We start from the raw sequence: 19,401 nt of genomic DNA on the forward strand, positions 1-19,401 counted from the left end.
TCGGGGCCCATTTCAGGGTCGGTGTCAGGCCGCCTCTCGGCGCAGCGCCTCGCGCATGAACTCGATCTGGTCCTGCCCGTAATAGCGCACGCCCTGCAGCGTGTAGGTGGGAGAGCCGAAGATGCCGATCTCGATCGCCGCGTCGGTCACCGCCGCCACCGCGTCGCGCATGTCCTCGCTGTGCGCCCGCGCAAGAAGGCGACCGCCGGGCAGATCGGCGCTTTCGAAGGCTTCCTGCAGATCGCCCGGATCAGCGATGTTGCGATGTTCGGCCCAGACCCCGCGCAGGCAGGCGAAACTCACCGCGTCCTGATCGAGCCCCAAAGCATCGGCAGCAAGAATGCAGCGGCAAGCAAGCCGCGGATCGGTGGGCCAGCTCGGCGGCGTCGGCGCCATCCGCAGACCGCGCAGCCGCGCCCAGCGGGCTTGGTTCTCGATACGATAGCTGCGCCGCGCCTCGCCGTGCTCATAGGGCGGCGTCACCCCGGCGGCGGCATAGACCCGCGCGATATCGAGCGGATGATAGCGCACCCGCGCGCCGCTCTGCCGGGCCAGCGTGATCAGCGCCCGGTGCCCAAGATAGGCATATCCCGACATGGGCGCGAAGTAATAGTCGATGACGGGCTCAGCACTCATTCGGGACTCTCCGGGCGGCACCGCGGCGGCGGTCAGGCAGACCAAGGGCCACGGCGGATGCAGGGAACTTGCACGGGGAGGCGCCGGGCCGGGCGCGGCTATGGCAAAAATTGTATACGAATGAGCGCAAATCCCGGCACCTCGGTCAACGCGACGAAAGTGTTAGCGCCTCGTCGATCCTGCGCGACCGGCAAATTCCCGCCATCCCGCGCCGCCAATCGCCCGGATTATCCGCAATTTCGAAACAACGCGCGCAGGGCCCGCGCGCGCCGCCTCTGGCCCGACCTGCCAGTCGCTGCCAGTTTACTCCGTGCTGCCGCCCGGAGTATCGGCAGTATCGGCCTGAATATCCGCCAGCGCCCCGCGCAATTCGGCGATCCGTTCGGCCACCGCGTCGCTGTGCTGACCGGCACGATCCGACCATGCGCTGAACCGGTCGAGAAGCGGCAGGAACAGCGCGATCTCCTCGGCGTCCCAATCCTTGAGGAAACTGCCGAGAACCAGAAACTTGTAGCTGCGCACCGCCGAGACAATCTCGCTCCCCGCGCCGGTGAGTTCCAGCACAGTGCGGCGCGCATCCTTCTGGCTGACCGCCCGGCGCACAAGCCCCATGCGGATCAGGTCCGAGGCGATGCGGCTGGCGCGCGAGGGATCGATGCGCAGCCGCGCCGCGACGGTCGAGACCATGATCTCCGCGCCCTGCCTGTCCTCGAACTCGCCCTCGGGGGCGCGCACCGCCAGCAGCACGTCCAGCTGCGGCAGATCGATGGACAGGCCAAGATCGGCCAACGCCCGTTCGCCCAGTTCGCGCTTCATCACACGCCGCCGCCATTTCTGCAGCGCCACGTCGATGTCGATCGCCGCCTGCGCCGAGGCGTCGTCGATGCCGGCGCGGCGAAGATGGTCCCTGATGCGGGCGTCCTTGTCGGGCAAAGTCCGGCCCTCCGAATTACGTGCTGTTGACATGTATTTGCTCTTGGCACATATATGCCCCTATCAGCTTTCAATCGCAAGGTGCCCCGTCGGGCTCGGCCCTCGGCCGGATCGGCGCGCGGCGCCTTCCGTTTGCTCGCACCTCGCCCGCGCCACTACCCGCTGCCCGAGAAGGAGCCTTTGCATGACCCATCGCGCCGATCCGCTGGACAGCCCAGAGCCCGTGGCCCCGGCCCGCTCCGAGACCGATCCGGCGGTGATCCGGCTGGCGCTGATCGCGGTGGCGGCGACGCTGCTCTTCGCCTCGCTGGGGCAGACCATCGTGTCGACGGCGATGCCCACGATGGTGGCCGATCTGGGCGGCATGGAGCATATCACCTGGGTCATCACCGCGTATCTTATGGCCTCGACCATTGGCGCACCTATTGCTGGCAAGCTGTCGGATCTGTTCGGGCGCAAGGCGGTGCTGCAGGCGGGGATCGGCGTGTTTCTTGTCGGCGCGGTGCTCTGCGGCTTTGCCACCAGCATGGGCATGGTGATCGCCGGGCGGCTGGTGCAGGGGTTCGGCGCGGGTACGCTGATTGTGACCTCGATGGCGGTTGTCGGCGATCTGGTGCCGGCGCGGCAGCGCGGACAGGCGCAGGGGATGATGGGCGCGGCTTTCGGCATCTCGACGGTGGTTGGCCCGCTGCTCGGCGGGTTCCTCGTGCAGCACTGGTCGTGGCACTGGATTTTCTTCGTCAACTTCCCCGTCGGCGCGCTGGCCTTTGTAGTGCTGGGCATCGCGCTGCCAAGCCGCACCGACAGCGGCCATAAGCCCATCGACTACATTGGCGCGCTGCTGCTGACCACGCTGCTGGCCAGCGCCGTGCTGATCTCCAACGTGGGCGGCAGCGTGCTGGCCTGGAGCCATCCGGGCGTGCTGACACTGGCGGCGCTCTGCCTTGCCGCGCTGGCCGGCTTCGTGACGGTCGAGCGGCGGGCGCGCGAGCCGATCCTGCCGCTCTCGCTGTTTCGCAACAACGCCTTTCTGGTGGTCAACGCCATGGGCTTTCTGGTCGGCATGGCGATGTTCGGCACGATCACCTTTCTGCCGCTCTTCCTGCAGGTGGCCAAGGGCATCTCTCCTACGGAGTCGGGGCTGTTTCTGGTGCCGATGATGGGCGGGCTGCTGGCCGCCTCGATCGGCTCCGGGCGGGTGATGTCGAAGACCGGGCGCTACAAGGCGCTGCCGGTCGCCTCTACCGCGCTTCTGGCGCTGTCCATGCTGACCATGACGCAGGTTTCGGGCGAGACACCGCTGTGGCGCATCGCGCTGAGCATGGTCGGCGTCGGGCTGGGTCTGGGGCCGGTGTTCAGCGTCGGTGTCGCGGCGATCCAGAACTCGATCCCGCGCAGCATGATCGGCATCGGCACCGCAAGCGCCAACATGTTCCGGCTGATCGGCGGCTCGATCGGCACTGCCGCCTTTGGCGCGATCTTCGGCCTTGGCCTGTCGCGCAACCTCGAAGGCGCCCTGCCCGACGGTGCCGCGGGCGGCATCCGCAGCATGAGCGCCGAGATGATCGCGGGGCTGCCCGCGGCGCAGCAAGCGCAGATCATCGACGGCTTCAGCGCCGCGCTGCATCCGGTGTTCTGGATTGCCGCCTGCGGCGGCGTACTGGCCTGCGTCATCGGCTTGAAGCTGCACGAGCGCCCGCTCGACGACTGAGGCCCGAGACCGGCGACACTCAGGAGGCGATATCGCGCGTCTGCGGCACCTCGGCCGCGTCGGGTCGCGGCGCAGGGCCCTCGCCGCTATGGCTGCCAGTACTTCCGGTGCTGTCGAGCCGCGAGCGCAGATACTCCGAGGCCTGCACCGGCGGATAGACCGGCGTGCCGGTGCCGGGCAGCGCCGCAATCAGGCTGTCGGGGTTGGGATCGAGAAAAAACGCCACCGATTGCCGCCGCCGCGCCGGCGGCAGAACCCGGTGCGTGGTCGACACGTAAATGTCGTTGGTCCAGCGCATCAGGCAATCGCCGATATTGACGATCAGCGCGCCCGGCAATTGCGGCACATCGGTCCAATGCCCGCCGCGCGGCAGCACCTGCAGCCCCGGCTCGCCATCCGTCGCCAGCAGTGTCAGCGCCCCGTAATCGGTATGCGCCGCCGCGCCATGCTCGTCGGCGGCGCCGGTGCCCGGCGGATAGCTCAGCAACCGCAGCGTCGCCATCGGCTGGGTGAAATGCGGTGCAAAGAAATCCGGCGGCTGCCCGAGGTCCATGGCGATCGCCTCGTGCAGCTTTACGCCCAGCGACAGCATATGCCCGTAGCAGGCCAGCATCGCCTCGCGAAAGCCCGGCAGATCGGGCCAGACGTTGGCACCGCGGAACGGCTCGCCGGCGCGTACCCGCGGGTCATCCTCCGGCAGATCGAGCCCGACGTTGAACGCCTCCTTGCGGTCGGGCTGGCCAGCGCCTCCGGCCTGCTCGGAGCCGAGCCGCGCCCAGCCCCGGTTGTGCGGATTGCCGGTGATCGACAGCGGTGCCTTCCTCGCCTCGGGCCATTCGAAGAATGTGCCCGCCCGGTCAAAGACCGCAGGCAGCAGTTCCGGCGGCAGTGGCGGATTGGCCAGCAAAAAGAACCCGTCCTCGCGGCAGGCCTGCCCGAGCGCAAAGGCAAAGCCCTCGGGGTCGTCTTCCAGATCGTCGAAATCAAGCACGGGGATCATCGCTGCATTCCCTCCGTGGATCGGCTCACCAGACAGTGCAGGTCGCAAACCTGCACGGTTCAGGCAATTCTCCACCATCTTCGAGGGTACGCAAGCGGTTTGACCGCCCTGCCGGCCGCCAATGGCACGGAACCGCGCATGCGGCGGCCCCAGAGCCGCTTCAGGGGCGCAGGCGGCGCGCCAACTGTGCCAGAGCGCCATTCGGCGCGGGCAGAAAGAAACAGGACAGCACGAAGCGCAGAGGATCTATAACCATCATGAGGTGACTTCCCCGGTTTGCAGCAGCACCGGCCCGTCCCTCGAACCGGTTGCCGCAACCCTGCCGCACCCCCATCACGGCCGCGTGACGCCGCCGTGACAATGCCATGACGGGCGCGGCACCGGCCCAGAGCCGTCCGCGCCTTGGCGCGCGCCCGCTCAGCCTTTCACCAGCACCGCGCGGAAGTCATTCACATTGGTTCCCGTCGGGCCCGGCACAAAAAGATCGCTCAGCAGGTCGAAAGCCCCCCATGCGTCGTTGCGCGACAGTGAGGCCATCGCATCGCCCCCCGCAGCGCGCAGCCGCGCCGCGCTGCCGCCATCGGCAAAGGCCCCGGCGTTGTCTTCGCTGCCGTCTATGCCGTCGGTGTCGGCGGCCAGCGCATGCACCCCCGGCAGGCCGTCGATCGCATGCGCGAACGCCAGCAGAAACTCGGTATTGCGCCCGCCGCGCCCGCCGCCGTTGCGCAGCGTCACCGTGGTCTCGCCGCCCGACAACATGACCACCGGCGCGGCAAAGGGCCGCCCCTGCAGCGCCACCTCGCGGGCAATGGCCGCATGCACCCTGCCGACGTCGCGCGCCTCGCCTTCCATGGCGTCCGACAGGATCACCGCCGGTACGCCCTCGGCACCCGCCCGCGCCGCTGCCGCTTCCAGCGACAGCCGCGCCGAGGCGACCACATGCACCTCGTTGCGCTCAAAGCAGGCGTCGCCGGGATGTGGCGCCGCAGAGGCCGCGCTGCGGATATGCGCGAGGATGTTCTGCGGCAGCGCGATGCTCCATGCCTCGATCATCGACAGCGCCGCCGCCGCATCCACCGCGTCGGGCACCGTCGGCCCCGAGGCCACCTGCGCCGGATCGTCGCCCGGCACGTCAGACACGATCAGGCTGACCACCTTCGCCGGGGCGCAGGCCGCCGCCAGCCGCCCGCCCTTGATCCCGCTGGCGTGCTTGCGGATGGCGTTCATCACCCCGATCGGCGCCCCGGAGGCCAGCAGCGCCCGGTTCAGAGCCTGTTCATCCTCCAACGTCAGCCCCTCGGGCGGAGACGGCAGCAGCGCCGATCCGCCGCCGCAGACCAAGGCCACCACGAGATCCTTCTCGGTCAGCCCTTCGACCGCCGCGAAGAGCGCCGCGCTGGCCTCGAGCCCCGCCGCGTCCGGCACCGGATGCGCGGCCTCCATCACCTTGATCTGCGCACAGGGCGCGGCATAGCCGTAGCGGGTGACGACAACGCCTTCGAGCGGGCCATCCCAGAGCGCTTCGAACGCCTGAGCCAGCTGCGCCGCGCCTTTGCCAAGGCCGATCACCACCGTGCGGCCCTCGGGTTTGGCAGGCAATGCGGTGCGCAGCGCCTGCTCGGGATCCGCCGCTGCAACGGCGGCGTCGAACAGGCTGCTTAGAAAGCGCGTCTCTTCAGTCATTCCGGGCTCCTCCTCCGTGTCTCGTCACGCGTCGGCCAAGCGCTGATCTTCACCGTCCGCGCCTGCGGTGCGTCGCTGCCGCCCAGCATGAACTCCGCCTCCATGCCGGCCACGGCGCCGCGCGCGGCGGCCACGTGATCCTGCACCGCGCCAAGCGCGCTGACCAGCGCCGCCTGTGCCGCCGCGTCCAGCCCCAGCCGCGCGCCAAGATCGCCACGGGCGCGCGGCGACAGCGGCAGCAGCGCGCTGACGCGCGGCCCCTCGGCAACGGTGAGCAGCGCCAGATAGCCAAAGGACGGATGCGCGCGCAGCTCAAAGCGCAGCGCCGGGCCCGCGCTGTCGCCCTCACCGGCTGCCGCGACGCCCAGAACGGCGCGCGCCGATGGGCCTTCAGCGGTCACCGGCGCCCCCGGCCCCGGCACCGGCAGCAGCAGCGGATCACCGCCGGGCCGCTGGGTGCCGATCTCGATCACCGCGTGCAGCGCCTCCAGCGCCGGTTTCAGCCCGGCCAGCGGGATCACCCCGTCTTCCATCAAGGCCACCGCCCGCTCGCGGGTCATCTCGGCGCGGTTCAGCGCCACCAGCGCCAGCGGCATGCCGATGCGCTGGCGCGCCTGCGCCGCCGCAAGGCCCGCGCGCCCCCAGGCGCCACCGGCGCCGTGGCGGATCACCGCCAGCGACAGCACCGCCTCCCCGGCCATCATCTCGGTGAAGACCCGGGCCAGCCGGCCATCTTCGCTGTTCAGCAGCCCGGCGCAATCGAGCGGGTTCGACGGCGCGACATCGGCCTGCAGATCGGCCGCCAATGCCTCGCGCTGCAGCGGGCTCAGCGCCGCAAACCGCAGCCCGCGGCGCTCTGCCACGGTCGCGATCTGCCCCGCAAGCCCCGGCCCGCAGGCCATTGCCGACAGCGCGTTGGCCGGCAGCGGCCCGACCATATGAAGGATCCACAGCGCCTCGACCAAAGCCTTGGGCCGCCCCACATGCGCCGCTCCGGCGCGGCGCAGCAACGCCGCGCGGCCCGGCCCAAGGCCGGTGCTGAGAAAGATCAACGCCTTGCCGTGCTGTTGCGCGATCCGGCCAAGCTCTATCAGCGCGCGCGGCTCGCCCAGCGTATCGGCCTGCACCGCCAGCGCGGTCACCCGCTCGTCCGCCAAGAGCTGCGCGCCCAGAGCGTGCACGCCCGCCGCTCCCCGTCCCGAAAACGGCAGCACATAGCACATCGGCAGGCCACGCGCGTGCGAAAGCACCCGCAGCGCCTGCTCGGGCGCTTCGCACAGCAGGGCCACGCCACGGCGCGCCGGCGCCAGCGGCCCGGCGCCGGGCCAGAGCGGCAAACGCTGCGCCGGCGACAGCAGCCCGCCGGGAAAAATTGGCAGGCGCTCCGGCGCCCAGTCCGGCACGGCCGCAAGATGCGGGCAGACCGCCGCGCCCGCGCCACGTTCCGCAAGCTCCCGCAAAGACGCCTCCAAGGCCTCGCCGCGCAGCGCGACAAAGGCAAGATCCGGCGGCTGCGGCAGCGCGCCCACACCGGAAAAGCCTTTCACACCGGCCACCGGCTGCGGGACGTCTTGAGAGTCGGCGGCAACCGGCCAGATCTGCCACGGGTAGCCCTGCGCCCGCAGCGCCTCGACCACCGGAGCGATCTCTGCGGCGGGTCCGATCACCGCGATCGAGCGCGGATCAACTATACGGCTGTCAGTGTCGGTCATACGGCCCTTACCGGTCTTTATTCGCCCCCAATTTCATATGAAAACGCAGCGGGTTGCGAGCGGAAAACGACGTAAGGTAACGCCTTGGTCATCGCGGCAGGGTGTTTCGGTCACATTCGCGACAACCGCGGCGCGCGGCTCAGCGCCCCGCCATGCGCGAAAGGTCGTAGCCATACCACTGTAGGATGTGGCGCGCCGCCGCGCGGCGCTCGCCCGGCGCCCCGCTGCGATCCATGATCCACACCCGCGCGCCGCCCGGCTCGCCAAGCGCGGCGGTCCGGTTGTCGGCGTCGAGCCAATGCACCCAGATGGTTTCGGAGCCGATCTGCAGCCGACCCGCCGCCTCTTCGCTGAGCGGCAGCGTCACACCGTCGATCCGCATCTGCCCTGCACCGATCTCGATACGCGCGCCCGGCGCGATGCCGGCCCCCTCGATCACCTGCCAACTGCCCTGCAACCGGGACAGGCCCGCATCCGCCTGCGACCCCACAGGCGCGGTGGGGTTGCGCAGCGGAATATCGACCGAAGTGAGCGGCGTTTCAGCGGCACAGCCGGCCAGAAAGGCCCCCAGCAGCACGGCTGGCAAGGCCCGGCGACCCCCCGCGGTGCGCCCCAAGGTCATCCGCCGCGCCACTCAGCCCCGAAAGCCGGTCGCGACGACGAATTTCTCGGACGAATCCGACCGGCTTGCGGGCGGCTTCACGTTGGCCACCTTGTCGAAGCGCTGCTTGAGCAATTGCTGCAACGAGCCCTCGGCCCCGCCGGCCAGAACCTTGGCGACGAAGGTGCCGCCCTCGTCGAGCACATCAAAGGCCAGATAGGCCGCGGCTTCGCACAGCGAGATGATCCGCAGGTGGTCGGTCTGCTTGTGCCCCGAAGACGCCGCCGCCATGTCGGACATGACCACATCGGCCTTGCCGCCGAGCCATTCCTTGACCTTGTCGTCGGCGCCATCCTCCATGAAATCCAGCTGATGGATCTCGGCGCCGGCGATCGGCGTCACCTCCTGCAGATCGACGCCCAGCACCGAGCCAATGGCCTTGCCCTTTTTCTCGCCAAGCGCATTGACCCGCGGCACCGCGACCTGACACCAGCCACCGGGCGCGCAGCCCAGATCGACCACCCGCGCACCGGGCACAAGGAAGCGGTACTTCTCATCGAGCTCGAGGATCTTGAACGCCGCGCGCCCGCGGTACCCCTCGGCCTGCGCGCGTTTCACATATGGGTCGTTGAGCTGGCGCTGCAGCCAGCGGGTCGAGCTGAGCTTGCGCCCGCGCGCCGACTTCACCTTGACCTTCAGATCGCGCTGCCCGCGTCCCGAAGTGTTCTTGCCGTCAGGTTTCTTCGCCATCGTCCCGCTCTTCGTCTAGATGCAAATATCCCGGGGGAGTCCGCCTCTGGCGGACGGGGGCAGCGCCCCCTCTTTTCCGGGTTCAGCCGCCCCTATAACGGCCCGTCTTCGAGAACGCCATCCACCGACATCTGCGCATAGAGCAGCCCCTCGCGCAGCCCGCGGTCAGCCACGGAAAGCCGGTCGGTCGGCCAGATCCGGAGCAGCGCCTGCAGGATCGCCGCGCCCGACATGATCAGCGCCTGCCGGTCCTGCCCGATGCGCGGATCGCGCCGCCGACCTGCGGGGCCAAGCTCCAGATAGCGCCGGATCACCGCCTCGATCTGGTCCGAGGACATGCGCAGCCCGTCGACCTTGGTGCGGTCGTAGCGCCGCAGCCCGAGATGCGAGGCCGCCACGGTGGTCACCGTGCCCGAGGTGCCGATGATCTGAAAGCCCTCGCGGCTCTGCGCGTCCTTGTAGGGCGCGAATTCCGAAAGGTTTTCCTCGAAGAACCAGCTCATCAGCGCATAGCGCGCCGCGTCGTCCTGCACGTCGTTGAACTGGTCACGCAGTGTCGCGACGCCCAGCGGCACCGAGATCCAGTCGACCACCTTGGCCGCCGGAAACGGGCTTTCAGGCGGGTGAAACCCCGAGTGCAGGCGCATGATCGCGCGCGGCCGGTCGCGGTGCGGCACCGACGACAGATCGATCCACACCAGTTCGGTCGAGCCGCCCCCGATGTCCACCACCAGAAGCTGCTCGGTCCGCGTGGAGACCAGCGGCGCGCAGGAGATTACCGCCAGACGCGCTTCTTCCTCGGGCTGGATGATCTCCATCTCAAGGCCCGTCTCGCGCTTGATCTGGCGGATGAACTCGCGCGAGTTCTTCGCCCGTCGACAGGCCTCTGTGGCCACCAGCCGCATGCGCGACACCTCGTGCCGACGAATCTTTTGCTGGCAGACCCGAAGGGCCGCCACCGTGCGCCCCATCGAGGCGCGCGACAAACGCCCGCTCCGCTCGAGCCCATGCCCAAGCTGAACGGATTTGGAAAACGAGTCGACCACATGAAACTGGCTGCCCTTGGGTTGGGCAATCAGCATGCGACAACTGTTCGTACCCAGATCCAACGCTGCATAGAGCGCATTCGGATCGGGTTTGTTCGGCGCGGGGCTCTCGACCGGTTTCGGGAAAGCGCCCGCACCTCTGGGACGCCTTGGCGCCATGTTCTGCGCCTTTCCGTATATGTAGTTGCCTTCAGGATACGCGGCGCAAACAGGAGGCGCAAGAGAACCTTCCGCCGGGTTTGAGCGGGTTGGGATGGAAGGCGTTCAAAAGTTCGTATTCCTCTTCAAGAAAAATGCCCAGAGCCTGCAGCGTCACGGGCTGCAGGCGTTCGGGGTCGCGCGACCTGCGGCTCTGGTTCCGCGGCGGCATCTGCACCGGCTGCCCGCAGCGCGGCGCAAGGTCGGCAGCGCCAGATAGGCGATCTTGTTGGCCTCCAGCGTGATGACCATGGCACGCCGCCTCACCTTTCGAACAAACGCGGGTCGAACAAACGCGGGCAAGCCAAGCACGGGCAAGCCAAGCACGGGCAAGCCAAGCGCCGCGCGTCCAATGCGGCACTGCGGCATCGGGGCGATCCCGCAGCAAGGCGTCGCTCAATGGCGCTGCGCAGTCGAAAACCGACCATGGCATCGGCCTGCCCCGGCCTAGACTGAAGGCAGGACCAGAGGCAGGCAGACAGGACGCAGCGCGCATGACCGACCTCACCATCCTTTACTGGCGCGACATCCCCGCGCAGGTCATCGCTGGCAAGGGCCGGCGGGCCGAGAAGCTGCTTCTGCCGCAGCGCTTCGAGGCGGCGATCGACCGCGCCGCGATGAAGAGCGGTGCCAGCGGCACCGACGCCTATCTTGCCGCGTGGCGCCGCAGCGCCGCGCCGACACCCGAAGAGGCCACCCCGCAGAGCGCCGCAGCGCTGGCCGCGCGGCTCGACCATGACTATGACCCCGAGCGCCTACGCGCGCTCGTCGAGCGCGGCGGCTGGGCCGCTGATGTGAAAGGACCCTGATGACCCTGCTGAGCTTCCGCAAATCCCGCGCCCCCGCCCCCGTGCAGCCGCTGTCGGCGCTTGCCGGCTACTCGATCGAGGTGATGCCGCGCACCGCCGCCGCGATCCCCGATTTCCGCGCGCTGCTGCCCGAGGGCACGCGCGTCTACATCGCCCATATCGACGGCACCCCGATCGACGACATGGTGGCCACCGCGGCGCGGCTTGCGGCGGACGGGTTCGCGGTCATGCCGCATTTTCCCGCCCGCTCGATCCCCGATGCCGCCACGCTTGGCGATTGGATCGCGCGCTATCAGGGTGAGGCGGGGGTGACCGAAGGGCTGATCCTCGCCGGGGGCATTTCCGAGCCGCGCGGCCCCTTCGACAGCTCGATGCAATTGCTCGAAACCGGGGTCTTCGACCGCGCCGGGTTCACCCGGCTGCACGTCGCGGGCCACCCCGAAGGCAACCGCGATATCGATCCCGACGGCTCGGACCATGCGGTGATGCAGGCGCTGCGCTGGAAGCAGGGCTTCGCGCAGCGCAGCGATGCGCAGATGGCGCTGGTCACGCAGTTTGCCTTCGACGCCGCGCCGATCCTGTCGTGGGCCCGCCGCCTGCGCGACGAGGGCATCGGCCTGCCGGTGCATCTGGGCATCGCCGGGCCTGCGAAGCTGCAGACGCTGATACGCTTTGCCGTCACCTGCGGCGTCGGCCCCTCGCTCAAAGTGCTGCAAAAGCGCGCCCGCGACGTCAGCAAGCTGATGCTGCCCTACGAGCCCAGCGAGTTGATCGCCGAGATCACCCGCGCCCGCAGCGCCGAGCCCGACCTGCCGATCGCGCAGTTGCATCTCTTCCCGCTCGGGGGCATCCCTGCGGCTGCGGATTGGGCGGCCCGGCATGGGGGCGCCGCCGCGCAACCGGCCGCGCGGGCAGTCTGAGCCAGCGGCCCCCACCGCTGGCAAAGGGCACATACAGGTATGATCCGCGCACTCCTCTTCGATCTCGACGGCACGTTGCTGCACTCCGATCCGCTGCATTTCGAGGTCTTCGCCGATCTCTATGCCGAACGCGGCCGCGAACTGACCGAGGATGGCTACCTGTCGGACATCCATGGGCGGCACAATCTCGAGAGTTTCCCCGAGATTTTCCCCGGCGAAGACGCGCAGGCGCTGTCTGACCACAAGGAAGCGCGGTTTCGCGACAAGCTCGGCGCCGGGCATGCGGCGATGCCGGGGGCCGAGGCGCTGATGCAGCGGGCGCGCGCGAACGGCTGGCGCATTGCCGTGGTGACCAACGCGCCGCGCGACAATGCCGAGGCGATGCTCGGTGCCACCGGGCTGCGCAGCTTCGCCGAAACGCTGATCATCGGCGATGAATGCGCCCGCGCCAAGCCCGATCCGGAACCCTATGCCGCCGCCATGCGGGCCTTTGGCGTGACGCCGCAGGAGTGCATCGCCTTCGAGGACAGCCCCTCGGGCATGCGCGCCGCCGCCGCATCCGGCGCGCATACGGTGGGCATCCTGTCGTCTGGCCTGAGGGCCGAGCAGCTGCGCGCCGCCGGCGCGCAGACCGTCATCCGCGACTACACCGACCCGGCCCTCGAGGAGATGCTCGCACGGCTGGAATAACATTCTAAGAGGGAGGAGGCCCCCCATGACCCGCACGATGACCCGCACCGTTCTGGAATCCCGGACCCGCGCCGTGACCATCGGTTTCGACGAGCCGTTCTGCGTCATCGGCGAGAGGATCAACCCCACCGGCCGCAAGAAGCTGGCAGCGGAACTGGAGGCCGGGGACTTCTCCACCGTCGAGGCGGATGCACTGGCGCAGGTGGCAGCAGGGGCGATGGTGCTCGATGTGAACGCGGGCGTGGTCTACAACTCCAACCCCGATCCCAATGTCACCGAGCCGCCGCTAATGCGCAGCCTGATCGAACTGGTGCAGGATCTGGTCGACGTGCCGCTGTGCATCGACAGCTCAGTGCCCGGCGCGCTGGAAGCCGGGCTCGCCGCCGCGCAGGGCCGGCCCTTGCTGAACTCGGTGACCGGCGAGGAAGAGCGGCTCGAACGGGTGCTGCCTTTGGTCAAGAAATACAACGTGCCGGTGGTCGCCATCTCCAACGACGACACCGGCATCTCCGAAGACCCAGAGGTGCGTTTCGCGGTGGCCAAGAAGATTGTCGAACGCGCGGCGGACTACGGAATTCCGGCGCATGACATCGTGGTCGATCCGCTGGTCATGCCCGTGGGCGCCATGGCCACGGCGGGGCGGCAGGTGTTCGCCTTGGTGCGGCAACTGCGCGACGAACTGGGGGTGAACACCACCTGCGGCGCGTCGAACATCTCGTTCGGCCTGCCCAACCGGCACGGCATCAACACCGCCTTCCTGCCCATGGCGATCGGCGCGGGCATGACCTCGGCCATCATGAACCCGGTGGCGCTGCCGGTGACGCAAACCAAGATCGCGGCAAAGAAGGCCGAGTTGGAGGCCGCCGGAGTGATCCTGCCGCCGATGGAGGACGCGCTGTTCGTGCGGCTGTTCGGGCTGGGGTCGATGGCCCCCGGTCCGGGCGCCGAGATGATGGCGATCCGCGCGGCGAACTTTCTGATGAACCACGATGCGCATGGCACGGCTTGGATCGCGATGAACAAGGGCGAAGACAGCGGTGCCGAGGCCCGAGGCGGGCGGCGCGGCGGACGGCGGCGGCGGGCCTAGCGCAGCACGCGCCGGGCGATACATCGAACGGCCATGCCGCCCCTCACGGCCACGCCGCATAAGACGTGGGTGGCGCGCTGCGCCGCGCCGCGCGGCGCCGGAACCGGCTTGGAGGAATACCCTCCATCCGTTTGAAAAACCTGTTGAAATATGCGGGGTCGGAGAACCCCAGCCGAAACCCCACCTGCGCCACCTGAAGGCCTGAGTTGGTCAGCAATTCCGCCGCCTCTCGGTGCAGCGCCTCGTGCAGCCAGACCTGCGGTGCGCGCCCGGTGGCCCGGCGCACCGCATCCGACAGCCGATCGCGCGAGACCCCAAGCGCGGCGGCGTAATCGCCCACCTGCCAGTGCTCGCGCAGGTGCAGCCCCGCCAGTTGCACAAACCCCTGCACCAAGCCACCCGTGGCCACATCGGGCCGCGTCCGCCCCGCCTTCACCCCGCGCCAAAGCTGGATCATCAGCTGCGACAGGATGTGCCCGGCCATCATTTCGAACCCCGGCGCGCCGCCGGTCAGTTCCTCGCGCAGGTCTGCCAGACGGCGCACCACCTGCGCGCGCTCCTCGCCCAGCGGCACCGACAGGTCGGCGCGCAGAACTTGGCTCAACTCGTCGCCGAAGGCCGAGGCAGGCAGCACCCGCGCCAGCGCGCCTTTCGACAGTTGCAGGAACTCGCCCCGGCTGCCCGGCGACAGCCGCAGCGCGCCCGCCTGCCCCGGCGCCAGCCAGACAAAGCGCGGCGATTCCACCGCCATGTCACGCCCCGCGCCCTGCACCTGCGCCCGCCCGGCCTCGAGCAATAGCAAGCAGGCGGTTTCGGCGCGCAGGCCATAGGTGGTTTCCGCCAGCGGGCTGCGGATTTCGTGCGCGGTGATGCCATGGTGCGCGGCCTGCCGCGGCGGGAATGTTTTCAGCATGCTCATGATTTGGGCGCGAACTCCTCCGTACACGTGCAATTCTTCCCCGCATGAGTGCATTTTTTCAACCCTTATTTCGGGTACCCTGCTCGGCACTCGCCACATGGCGTCTCGAAGAGGGGCACGCCTGCGGCGCAATGGGATGCCCGAAAGGCATCAACGGGAGGACTGCATGTTACACAATTCGAGGCGCGCCCTGCTGCGCGCGCTGCCGCTTGCCATGGTCTCGGCGCTGGCGCTTGGCGCGCCGCTCGCGGCACAGGAAGAACCGGTCACCATCGGCTATGCCGTGTCGAAATCCGGCCCCAGCGCCACCGGCGCGGGCATCACGACGATCCCCAATTACGAACTGTGGGTGAGCGAAGTGAACGCCGCGGGCGGGCTCGAAATGCCCGACGGCACCCGACGCCCGATCGAAGTGGTGGAATACGACGACCGCTCCAGCGCCGAGGACCTCGTGCGCGCCATCGAACGGCTCGCCACCCAAGACGAGGTCGACCTGATCCTGCCGCCATGGGGCACCGGCGGGAATCTCGCCATCGCGCCGCTGATGGACCGTTTCGGCTATCCGCAGTTGGCCGTCACCTCGGTGACCGACAAGGCCCCGGAATTTGCCGAACGTTGGGAGCGCTCGTTCTGGATGCTCGGCGGCGGGCATGACTACGCCACCGCGCTGGTCGAGACGCTGGCCGCCGCCAAGGAAGCCGGCACGATCAACGACAAGGTGGCAATGATCTCGGTGGCCGACGGCTTTGGCATCGATCTGGTGAAAGCCGCCCGCCCTGCCTTCGAAGAGGCCGGGTTCGAGTTGGTCTATGACGAAAGCTATCCGCTGGGCACCTCGGACTTCGCCGCGATCCTCAACGAAGTGCAGGGCTCGGGCGCCGACAGTTTCGTCGCCTTTTCTTACCCGCCCGGCAGTTTCGGCGTGACCAAGCAGGCGATGACCGTGGGCTTCAACCCCAAGGTGTTCTACATCGGCGTCGGCGGCGCGTTTCCGGTCTATGGCCAAATCACCGAAGGCAGGCAGGAGGGCGTGATGTCGATCGGCGGCGTCGACGCCTCCAGCCCCGCCATCGAGGCGTATTTCGCCAAGCACACCGAGGCCACAGGCGCCGCGCCCGACAGCTGGGCCAGCGCCATCACCTATGCCTCGCTGGAGATGCTGGAAGAGGCGGTGAAGCGCGTCGGTCTCGACCACGCGGCGCTGGCGGACGAGCTGTCGACCGGCACCTTCGAGACGGTGATCGGCGAGGTGACGCTGGAGGACAACCAACTGCGGCAACTGTGGTGGGTCGGCCAATGGCAGGGCGAGGATTTCGTCGCTGTCAGCCCGGCGGACCGCGACGGCGCGGCCGATCCGGTCATCCCGAAACCCGAATGGTGATCGGCGGTGGCGGGCCTTGCGCCCGCCTCGTCTGAGGATTTCAGATGTTTCTCTCCACTCTCTTTCTTGGGCTGGTGCTGGGCGGCACCTACGCGCTGCTGGCGCTGGGACTGTCGCTGCAATACGGCATCGCGCGGATCATGAACCTTGCTTACGGCGAGTTCATGCTGCTGGCCTGTTTCGCGGTGACCATGATGTTCACCAGCTGGGGCCTCGGCCCGCTCTGGGGGCTGCTGATTGTCGTGCCGCTGGGCTACGCGCTTGGCTGGATCATCCACACTGTCATGATGCGCCCACTGATCAAGCGATCCGGCGGCGGCGGGCGGCTGGAGGTCGACACCATTCTGGCCACCTTCGGCCTGCTGTTCGTCGTGCAGGGGCTGATGCTGGTGACCTTCGGCAGCGACTTCACTTCCTACAGCTATCTCGACCGCGGCATCGGCATCCTTGGCACCACCATCGCCGCCAATCGGCTGATCGCCTTCGTGGTGTCGCTGACCCTCGGCTTCGGGCTCTACGCTGTGCTGATCCGCACCCGCTGGGGCCGCGCGCTGCGCGCCGTGGCGCTGGCGCCGGGCTCGGCCTACCTCGTCGGCATCGACGTGGGCAAGCTGGGACGTCAGGGCTTTGCCTTGGGCGGCGCTCTGGCCGCCGCCGGCGGTGCGCTGGTCTCGATGTTCCAGACCTTTTCGGCCACCGATGGCGTGGTCTTCACCATGAAGGCGCTGATCGTGGTGATCATGGGCGGCGTCGGCAATATCCTCGGCGCGCTGATCGCGGGGCTGCTGCTGGGGCTGGCCGAGACCTTCGTTGCCGCCTTCATCGATCCGGGGCTGACCATGGCCGCCACCTACACGATGTTCCTTGCGGTGCTGCTCTGGCGGCCGACGGGGCTGTTCGGCAAGGCGGGGGGTTGAGACCATGATGTACATCCTTGCCGCCCTCGGCCTTGCGGCCCTCGCGACCCTGCCGCTGGTCTTTGGCGACTATGGCACCGGCATGCTGGTGGGCCTCGCGGGCTACGTGACGCTGGCCACCGCTTGGGCGATGTTCTCGGGGCCGACGCGCTACATCTCTCTGGCCACGGTCGCCTTCTTCGGCGTCGGTGCCTACACGGTGGCGGTGCTGAACGAGGTGCTGCCCTACCCGCTGGTGCTGCTCTGCGCCGCCGGGATCGGCGCCACGATGGCGCTGCTGGTGGGCCTGTCGACGCTGCGCCTTGCGGGCATCTACTTCGTGATTTTCACCTTCGGCCTCGCCGAACTGGTGCGCCAGTTGATCACTTGGTTCGAGGTCAATGTGACCGGCACGCTGGGCCGCTACATCTTCCTCGATCTGGAGGCCAAGCACATCTACTGGCAGCTGCTCGCGCTCGGCGCGGCAACGCTGGCGCTCTCGGCATGGATCCGGCGCTCGCGGCTTGGCCTCGCGCTGCGGGTGATCGGCGATGACGAGACTGTGGCGGCGCATTCGGGGATCAACCTCGCCCGCACCAAGCTGGTGCTCTTCGTCGCCTCCTCGGTGGTCATCACGCTGGTCGGCGCGATCCAGGCCCCGCGCTGGGTCTATGTGGAGCCGTCGATCGTCTTCAATCCGACGGTCAGCTTCCTGACGGTGATCATGGCGCTGCTTGGCGGAGCCACGCGGCTCTGGGGGCCGCTCTGTGGCGCGGTGCCGCTGTTCCTGCTCTTCGAATGGCTCTCGGCGCGCTTCCCGGATCACTTCTCGATCCTGCTGGGGCTGATGTTCATGGCGGTGGTCTACGCCCTGCCCGACGGCGTGCTGGCGGCGCTGGAGCGCTTCCGCCACCGCGGCAAGGAAGGCAACGGCACTGCGCCGCCCAAACCGGCAAAGGAGGCAAGCGCATGAGCGTGCTTCTGGAAACCCAAGGGCTGACCAAGCGGTTCGGCGGGCTGACGGCGGTGAATGGCGTATCGCTCACCGTCAGGCGTGGCGAGGTTCTGGGGCTGCTGGGGCCGAACGGCTCGGGCAAGACCACTCTGATGAACCTCATTTCCGGGGCGCTGAAACCTTCGGACGGGGCGCTGCTCATCGGTGGAAAGGAGATGACCGGCGCCCCGCCCCATCGCATCGCGAGAGCGGGGGTGGCACGGACCTTCCAACTGGTGAAGATCCTGCCGTCGCTGACGCTCGAAGAGAACGTCATGGTGCCCGCCGCCTTCGGCCCCGAGCGGCTCTGGGGCCGCGCGCTGAAGACGCAGGTGGCCGAGTGCCTCGACATGGTGGGGCTCAACGCCCGCGCCGGGCAGCAGGCTTCGGAACTGACCTACATCGACCAGAAACGGCTGGAACTGGCGCGCGCGCTGGCCGCCGCGCCAAAGCTGCTGCTCCTCGACGAGTGGCTGGCCGGGCTCAACCCGACCGAGCTGCACGAGGGCATAAGGCTCATCCGCGAACTGGAACAGACCGGCATCACCATCATCATGGTCGAGCACATCATGGACGCGGTGCGCGCGCTCTGCCCGCGCTGCGCGGTGATGAACTCGGGCACGCTGATCGCCGACGGCGCCACAAACGAGGTCCTGTCGGACCCGCATGTGGTCGCCGCCTATCTGGGAGAAGAGGATGCTTGAGATCAACGACTTGCGCCTCACCTACGGCAAGCACACGGCGCTCGACGGCGTGAGCATGATGGTGGACAAGGGCGAATGCGTGGTGATCCTCGGCGCCAACGGCGCGGGCAAATCCTCGCTGCTGAAGGCGGTGGGCGGCACGGTCCGCCCCGCCTCGGGCAGCATCAGCCACGAGGGGCAGGATCTGGCACAGGTGCCCGCGCATGAGATCGTCGAGCGCGGCATCGCACTGGTGCCCGAGGGCCGCGGCATCTTTGCCCGCATGAGCGTGGCCGACAACCTCGCGCTCGGCTGTCACCCGGCCCGCGCGCGCGGTGGCGCCGACAAACGAAGCCGCGAGGTGCTGGACCTCTTCCCGCGCCTTGCCGAGCGGCAGAAGCAGCTGGTCGGCACCATGTCGGGCGGCGAGCAGCAGATGGTCGCCATCGCCCGCGCGCTGATGTCGAACCCCGATCTTCTGTTGCTCGACGAGCCGAGCCTCGGCCTTGCGCCGATCGTGACAAAGGAGGTGTTTGCCGCCCTTGGCCGCATCCGCGAGACCGGGCTCACATTGCTGATCGTGGAACAGAACGTGCGCGCCAGCCTTGCGCTCGCCAGCCGCGGCTACCTGCTGGAAGCCGGGCGCGTGGTGGGCGGCGGCAGCGCCGCCGACCTGCAGACCGACGCAGCGGTGCAACGCGCCTTTCTGGGCGGCACGACCGAGCCGCTCGACACTGAAATCACCTAACCAG

At 68.6% G+C, this 19,401-nt stretch carries 19 protein-coding genes; 10 read left to right on the plus strand and 9 right to left on the minus strand.

The window, feature by feature from the left end; all coding sequences use genetic code 11:
* Positions 1-24: 24 nt before the first annotated feature.
* Entirely contained in the window at positions 25-636 is a 612-nt protein-coding gene (locus tag ACXAJT_RS02425; protein ID WP_475232606.1) for a DsbA family protein, read from the minus strand.
* Between the two features lie 303 nt (positions 637-939).
* Positions 940-1,602: a MarR family winged helix-turn-helix transcriptional regulator gene (locus tag ACXAJT_RS02430; RefSeq protein ID WP_475232607.1), complete on the minus strand. Its 663-nt coding sequence runs from the start codon at positions 1,600-1,602 to the stop codon at positions 940-942.
* A 151-nt stretch (positions 1,603-1,753) separates the two neighbouring features.
* Between ACXAJT_RS02430 and ACXAJT_RS02435 the strand changes: the two genes are divergently transcribed.
* Entirely contained in the window at positions 1,754-3,280 is a 1,527-nt protein-coding gene (locus tag ACXAJT_RS02435) for an MDR family MFS transporter (RefSeq protein WP_475232609.1), read from the plus strand.
* Between the two features lie 19 nt (positions 3,281-3,299).
* On the opposite strand, the gene ACXAJT_RS02440 is transcribed toward ACXAJT_RS02435, so the two are convergent.
* From ACXAJT_RS02440 to ACXAJT_RS02465, 6 genes are all read right to left on the minus strand, one after another.
* Positions 3,300-4,280: an isopenicillin N synthase family dioxygenase gene (locus ACXAJT_RS02440; protein WP_475232611.1), complete on the minus strand. Its 981-nt coding sequence runs from the start codon at positions 4,278-4,280 to the stop codon at positions 3,300-3,302.
* Positions 4,281-4,697: 417 nt separating this feature from the next.
* On the minus strand, positions 4,698-5,963 hold the full coding sequence (locus ACXAJT_RS02445) for a glycerate kinase type-2 family protein (protein ID WP_475232613.1): 1,266 nt from the start codon (positions 5,961-5,963) through the stop codon (positions 4,698-4,700).
* Complete coding sequence (locus tag ACXAJT_RS02450; protein ID WP_475232615.1) at positions 5,960-7,675, minus strand: hypothetical protein; 1,716 nt, start codon at positions 7,673-7,675, stop codon at positions 5,960-5,962. The genes ACXAJT_RS02445 and ACXAJT_RS02450 overlap by 4 nt, the downstream gene beginning before the upstream one ends.
* A 139-nt stretch (positions 7,676-7,814) precedes the next feature.
* Positions 7,815-8,252, minus strand: a complete 438-nt coding sequence (locus ACXAJT_RS02455; protein ID WP_475232774.1) for a lipocalin/fatty acid-binding family protein — start codon at positions 8,250-8,252, stop codon at positions 7,815-7,817.
* Positions 8,253-8,309: 57 nt separating this feature from the next.
* The gene (locus ACXAJT_RS02460; protein WP_475232617.1) at positions 8,310-9,026 is read right to left on the minus strand and encodes an RlmE family RNA methyltransferase; all 717 of its coding nucleotides are present in this window, start codon (positions 9,024-9,026) and stop codon (positions 8,310-8,312) included.
* 92 nt (positions 9,027-9,118) lie between these two features.
* Positions 9,119-10,231 carry a Ppx/GppA phosphatase family protein gene (locus tag ACXAJT_RS02465; protein ID WP_475232619.1) on the minus strand — a complete coding sequence of 371 codons (1,113 nt, stop codon included), beginning with the start codon at positions 10,229-10,231 and terminating at the stop codon, positions 9,119-9,121.
* Between the two features lie 533 nt (positions 10,232-10,764).
* Between ACXAJT_RS02465 and ACXAJT_RS02470 the strand changes: the two genes are divergently transcribed.
* Genes ACXAJT_RS02470 through ACXAJT_RS02485 form a run of 4 tightly spaced genes read left to right on the plus strand, consistent with a single transcriptional unit; the run spans position 10,765 to position 13,776 of the window.
* Positions 10,765-11,079, plus strand: coding sequence for a virulence factor (locus tag ACXAJT_RS02470; RefSeq protein WP_475232621.1), 315 nt, complete (start codon positions 10,765-10,767; stop codon positions 11,077-11,079).
* Positions 11,079-11,999: a methylenetetrahydrofolate reductase gene (locus tag ACXAJT_RS02475; protein ID WP_475232623.1), complete on the plus strand. Its 921-nt coding sequence runs from the start codon at positions 11,079-11,081 to the stop codon at positions 11,997-11,999. Before ACXAJT_RS02470 ends, ACXAJT_RS02475 begins: the two co-directional genes overlap by 1 nt.
* Positions 12,000-12,038: 39 nt before the next feature.
* Entirely contained in the window at positions 12,039-12,689 is a 651-nt protein-coding gene (locus tag ACXAJT_RS02480; RefSeq protein ID WP_475232625.1) for an HAD family hydrolase, read from the plus strand.
* Positions 12,690-12,726: 37 nt separating this feature from the next.
* Positions 12,727-13,776 (plus strand): dihydropteroate synthase, encoded by a 1,050-nt coding sequence (locus ACXAJT_RS02485; protein ID WP_475232776.1) that lies wholly within the window; start codon positions 12,727-12,729, stop codon positions 13,774-13,776.
* Between the two features lie 43 nt (positions 13,777-13,819).
* On the opposite strand, the gene ACXAJT_RS02490 is transcribed toward ACXAJT_RS02485, so the two are convergent.
* A complete protein-coding gene (locus ACXAJT_RS02490; protein ID WP_475232627.1) occupies positions 13,820-14,695 on the minus strand; it encodes a helix-turn-helix domain-containing protein in 876 nt (291 codons plus the stop codon).
* 166 nt (positions 14,696-14,861) lie between these two features.
* Between ACXAJT_RS02490 and ACXAJT_RS02495 the strand changes: the two genes are divergently transcribed.
* From ACXAJT_RS02495 to ACXAJT_RS02515, 5 genes are read left to right on the plus strand one after another with little or no spacing between them, the layout of a single operon-like run.
* Entirely contained in the window at positions 14,862-16,076 is a 1,215-nt protein-coding gene (locus ACXAJT_RS02495; protein WP_475232629.1) for an amino acid ABC transporter substrate-binding protein, read from the plus strand.
* Positions 16,077-16,120: 44 nt separating this feature from the next.
* Positions 16,121-16,993, plus strand: a complete 873-nt coding sequence (locus tag ACXAJT_RS02500) for a branched-chain amino acid ABC transporter permease (protein ID WP_475232632.1) — start codon at positions 16,121-16,123, stop codon at positions 16,991-16,993.
* Between the two features lie 4 nt (positions 16,994-16,997).
* A complete protein-coding gene (locus ACXAJT_RS02505) occupies positions 16,998-17,945 on the plus strand; it encodes a branched-chain amino acid ABC transporter permease (RefSeq protein WP_475232634.1) in 948 nt (315 codons plus the stop codon).
* Positions 17,942-18,670, plus strand: coding sequence for an ABC transporter ATP-binding protein (locus ACXAJT_RS02510; protein ID WP_475232636.1), 729 nt, complete (start codon positions 17,942-17,944; stop codon positions 18,668-18,670). Before ACXAJT_RS02505 ends, ACXAJT_RS02510 begins: the two co-directional genes overlap by 4 nt.
* The gene (locus ACXAJT_RS02515; RefSeq protein ID WP_475232638.1) at positions 18,663-19,397 is read left to right on the plus strand and encodes an ABC transporter ATP-binding protein; all 735 of its coding nucleotides are present in this window, start codon (positions 18,663-18,665) and stop codon (positions 19,395-19,397) included. Before ACXAJT_RS02510 ends, ACXAJT_RS02515 begins: the two co-directional genes overlap by 8 nt.
* The last annotated feature ends 4 nt before the right edge of the window (positions 19,398-19,401 follow it).

The organism is Salipiger sp. ABF4_146, assembly GCF_056161345.1.

Bases quoted from the DNA above. Each gene is read 5' to 3' on its own strand.
- ACXAJT_RS02510 (WP_475232636.1), top strand. From the start codon at position 17,942: ATGAGCGTGCTTCTGGAAACCCAAGGGCTGACCAAGCGGTTCGGCGGG.
- ACXAJT_RS02475 (WP_475232623.1), top strand. From the start codon at position 11,079: ATGACCCTGCTGAGCTTCCGCAAATCCCGCGCCCCCGCCCCCGTGCAG.
- ACXAJT_RS02450 (WP_475232615.1), bottom strand. From the start codon at position 7,675: ATGACCGACACTGACAGCCGTATAGTTGATCCGCGCTCGATCGCGGTG.
- ACXAJT_RS02470 (WP_475232621.1), top strand. From the start codon at position 10,765: ATGACCGACCTCACCATCCTTTACTGGCGCGACATCCCCGCGCAGGTC.
- ACXAJT_RS02515 (WP_475232638.1), top strand. From the start codon at position 18,663: ATGCTTGAGATCAACGACTTGCGCCTCACCTACGGCAAGCACACGGCG.
- ACXAJT_RS02495 (WP_475232629.1), top strand. From the start codon at position 14,862: ATGTTACACAATTCGAGGCGCGCCCTGCTGCGCGCGCTGCCGCTTGCC.
- ACXAJT_RS02445 (WP_475232613.1), bottom strand. From the start codon at position 5,963: ATGACTGAAGAGACGCGCTTTCTAAGCAGCCTGTTCGACGCCGCCGTT.
- ACXAJT_RS02485 (WP_475232776.1), top strand. From the start codon at position 12,727: ATGACCCGCACCGTTCTGGAATCCCGGACCCGCGCCGTGACCATCGGT.
- ACXAJT_RS02490 (WP_475232627.1), bottom strand. From the start codon at position 14,695: ATGAGCATGCTGAAAACATTCCCGCCGCGGCAGGCCGCGCACCATGGC.
- ACXAJT_RS02460 (WP_475232617.1), bottom strand. From the start codon at position 9,026: ATGGCGAAGAAACCTGACGGCAAGAACACTTCGGGACGCGGGCAGCGC.
- ACXAJT_RS02440 (WP_475232611.1), bottom strand. From the start codon at position 4,280: ATGATCCCCGTGCTTGATTTCGACGATCTGGAAGACGACCCCGAGGGC.
- ACXAJT_RS02425 (WP_475232606.1), bottom strand. From the start codon at position 636: ATGAGTGCTGAGCCCGTCATCGACTATTACTTCGCGCCCATGTCGGGA.
- ACXAJT_RS02505 (WP_475232634.1), top strand. From the start codon at position 16,998: ATGATGTACATCCTTGCCGCCCTCGGCCTTGCGGCCCTCGCGACCCTG.
- ACXAJT_RS02480 (WP_475232625.1), top strand. From the start codon at position 12,039: ATGATCCGCGCACTCCTCTTCGATCTCGACGGCACGTTGCTGCACTCC.
- ACXAJT_RS02430 (WP_475232607.1), bottom strand. From the start codon at position 1,602: ATGTCAACAGCACGTAATTCGGAGGGCCGGACTTTGCCCGACAAGGAC.
- ACXAJT_RS02500 (WP_475232632.1), top strand. From the start codon at position 16,121: ATGTTTCTCTCCACTCTCTTTCTTGGGCTGGTGCTGGGCGGCACCTAC.
- ACXAJT_RS02435 (WP_475232609.1), top strand. From the start codon at position 1,754: ATGACCCATCGCGCCGATCCGCTGGACAGCCCAGAGCCCGTGGCCCCG.
- ACXAJT_RS02465 (WP_475232619.1), bottom strand. From the start codon at position 10,231: ATGGCGCCAAGGCGTCCCAGAGGTGCGGGCGCTTTCCCGAAACCGGTC.